This window comes from Burkholderia sp. NFPP32, from assembly GCF_900119325.1.
Taxonomy (GTDB): Bacteria; Pseudomonadota; Gammaproteobacteria; order Burkholderiales; family Burkholderiaceae; genus Burkholderia; species Burkholderia pyrrocinia_C.
In genome coordinates, this window is record NZ_FPJP01000064.1 from 1 (window position 1) to 3395 (window position 3395).

The window sequence follows — 3395 nt, forward strand, 5'->3', positions numbered from 1 at the left end:
TCGAAGGCGATCAACGAGCGCTTCGTGCTCGGCTACGAGCAGGGGCTGCAGTCGGCCAGCAACGCGTTCAAGGCGACGATCAACCTGACGCGCTTTTGGTCGGTGTCCGCGTACGGCGGCACGTTCCAGGGTGTCGACCTGAACTACTCGCAGCGCTTCGATCGGTGGTTCAGTCAACGGAATGGCCGTAATCCTAGAACGGGTTATGAACTTTCGTCCGGCTGATGCAAGATGGGGAATCAATTCCTACAGGCCGTATTCGAAGGATGTAAGCGACGAAAAATGATCACTCGTTATGCAAACCACCCAATACTGATGCGAGACGATTGCCGCTCGCAACGTCTCGTCAGGTAAGACTCCCACCATCACAGATCACTTCCTATCCACATTTCGTGCTCAGCGAGTTCCGATTGGGCTTCAAATCCGGCTGGATTCGTAAGAGTCTGCCATCCGACCGTGCTAATGACGCATCCCTCGAGGTTGCTAGCCGGGCTTGGGAACGGTAACGGAATCGCGCGGCAACAACCAGCGACGTATCTCGACGTTCTCGCGGCCACCCCTTGCCTCGGCGGACGGGGAATCCGGACTCGGCATTCGGAGCCTGTCGGATGTGATTGACATCGACGCCAACGACGTAGCAGCGATCGATTCAGGTAACGATGACATACAGTAGCCAGTGGGCCGGCAATGACGACAAACTCGGTGCCGGAGGTACGCAGATCGGTACTTACGACCCGAAAGCGTCACTATACATCCACGCGAAAGCGATCCTGGTTGACTACGGTACATCAAGTGCCCGCGCATTCGTTGGACCGGAGAATTCTTCCATGGCAGAGGTGGTCTCGCTCGTTCGGACAGGTTTTCGATATTTTTAAGTGGAATGTCCGAGGCAGTCATGCTGCCGATTTGATCGCAGGCAGCGTCGCGAAGTATGCCTCATCCGGCGTCCGATCCGCCAGGCTCGAATGGGGCCGTTTCCGGTTGTACAGCTCGATGTATTCGCCAATGGAACGCCGGGCATGGCTGACCGACTCGTAGGCCTTCAGGTAGACCCTTCGTACTTGATGCTGCGCCATACCCGCTCGACGAACACGTTATCGCGCCAGCTTCCCTTGCCGTCCATCGACAGCCGGATGCCCCGGGCCCAGTACGGCCGCGGTGAACGCGCCCGCCGTGAACTGGCTGCCCTGATCGGTGTTCACAATGTCCGGCAGCCCGTAACGGGCGAACGCTTCTTCCAGTGCCTCGACAGCGTGTACGGCTTCCAGCGTGATGGCGACCCGGTGCGAGAGTACCTTGCGACTCGCCCAGTCCACCACCGCCGTCAGATACACGAATCCGCGCGCCATCGGAATGTACGTCGTGTCGAGTGCCCAGGCCTGGTTGGCCCGCTCGATCTTCAGGCCACGCAGCAGATACGGCCAGATCTTGTGCTGCGCGTTGCGGCGGCTTGTGTTCGGCTCGCAGTACAGCGCCTCGACACCCATGCGCTTCATCAGCGTGCGCGCGCGTCGACGGCCAAGCAGATGGGCGCAGGCTGCCGAGAGCCGGGTCCAAGTGCGAATACCCCTGGCATCGGCAAAGCCCGCGGCCACTTGCTGGCATACCCAGTCAACTAAAGCACCGTGCAGTCACATGCCCAATGCGTCAATCTTCATCCCGCCTTGCCGCGACCTCACGCGACTAAACGTTCATCGACTTGATTCGCAATTCAGCAACTCGCAAGCATCGGCCTTGACCGCAATCGCACTCAGACCTCATACCGCACAGTTCGGTTTCGCACTGTGATCACCGCGCGCTCATGACAGATTTGCCGAATCGGCGCCTCAACCACGCCACCACCGGAGCACACATGGACGGACCAGAAAACGTACAACTCACCCGGCTCCAGGCCGAGATCCAGATCCTTCGCGGAGCAATTCAATTGCTCACAAATAGCACGCAATTGCGCGCCGCGGACGCGGTGGCAATCACGGTCATGGTGCAAACGCTTGCCGGAATGACCATACTCGCTCTGCTACGCAACGAACCGCTCGTCTTTGTGCTGCGCGAGCTATACAAAGCGCACCGCGACAAACCCAAGGTCACCGCGCTGTATCGTGAGCGTCTCCTGAGCGCATTCGAATCCTTGCTGCTGCCCATCTCAAACAACGCGTACTCGCTGACTAACCGCGCGCGGACAGCAAGCATCGCCTCTGGTTTGTCTGTCATCCGCTCCGCTCGGGTTCGCCCCAAAGGCAAAAGCCCCGCCGAGTGCTTCCGCAATCAGCGCTTCGAGATGTTTGGATACACAATGGCCCAGCGCAGGCCACGTCATCACATGTAAATCCAGCTGGAATAATTCACCCATCACAACGATTCGTACCATGCGGAGAATCAATCGTGAATACCAAGCAAAATGTGTCACTTCGTGATTTTACCGATTTCAAAAATTATAATACCAACGGATGGATTAGGGGGCGAGCTGGAGTACACGCAAATGTGATGAAAGAGGGTGATAAATGCTGGCTCCGCTCTGCTGCCCCGGAGGGTCAATCTATTTCGAGTGGTGTCGTGATTGAAAAGGTTATTTATGATCTCGCGCCAGGCACAATCTATCTATTTTCGCTCCGCACTCGCCACTATGACATCGGCGGTGAGCCAACTGGCATGTACCCGTTCGTTTTCATAAAAACCGGCAATGAAATTTCGGCGCAACCCATCGAAATAGTCGACCCGGAATGGAAGGTGCATCTTGTACCATTTCATGCACACGCCAGTAAAATTCTCATTCAATTAATCAATATGTCTCCAGGGGGAAAAAGAAACGCATTTGACATGGCTGATATTTTCGTCGGCACGCCACTACTAGATATCACCACATTTGACGATGGCCTGAACGGCTGGACCCAAGGCAATGTCGGACAAACCGGAAGCATTACCCAGCTCTACGGAAAGTCGGTGTTCCAAAACAGAGTCCCATCACAAGCCCCACACAACGGCGTCGTCTTGAACAAGGATTTCACGTTGATCCACGAACGCGAGTACGTATTCATAATATCCGTCCGACGCGATAATCAACGCCCCCCCAAACCTATCCTTTCGCTAGCGAGCAGAACTGGGAATCTGACCGACGCCACACCCGTCGGATTTGGCGATTGGCAATCCCTGGAATCAAGATTCAGAGCAGAACGAGCGATTGAGACATTGAGTATCGTAAGCCACCAAATGGATGACCAAGCGAACGCATACAGTATTGGCGATATCCAGGTCTTCGATTACCTGGCCACGTAAGGAGCGAGATTACGGCCTGTTTCCTATTCTTACTGTGTCAATAAATTCATGCCATTATAAAAACTTCTTCATCCATGGCGTGAGGAATGATGGACTGGGAGAGGTCATTCGAGGCGTATCTG

3 protein-coding genes and 1 pseudogene are annotated in these 3395 nt (G+C 55.5%); 3 read left to right on the forward strand and 1 reads right to left on the reverse strand.

Annotated features, from left to right (window positions below):
• Positions 1–225 (forward strand): translocation/assembly module TamB domain-containing protein (locus BT264_RS37030; protein ID WP_143156775.1); only part of this gene is annotated, 225 nt, incomplete at its 5' end.
• 668 nt (positions 226–893) lie between these two features.
• Here the strand turns inward: BT264_RS37030 and BT264_RS40360 are convergent.
• Positions 894–1583: pseudogene (locus tag BT264_RS40360) on the reverse strand (IS3 family transposase); the annotation flags it as partial.
• A 269-nt stretch (positions 1584–1852) separates the two neighbouring features.
• Here BT264_RS40360 and BT264_RS37045 point away from each other — a divergent pair.
• On the forward strand, positions 1853–2326 hold the full coding sequence (locus BT264_RS37045) for a hypothetical protein (protein ID WP_072445474.1): 474 nt from the start codon (positions 1853–1855) through the stop codon (positions 2324–2326).
• A gap of 56 nt (positions 2327–2382) precedes the next feature.
• Entirely contained in the window at positions 2383–3273 is an 891-nt protein-coding gene (locus BT264_RS38960; protein WP_143155857.1) for a hypothetical protein, read from the forward strand.
• Positions 3274–3395: the final 122 nt, after the last annotated feature.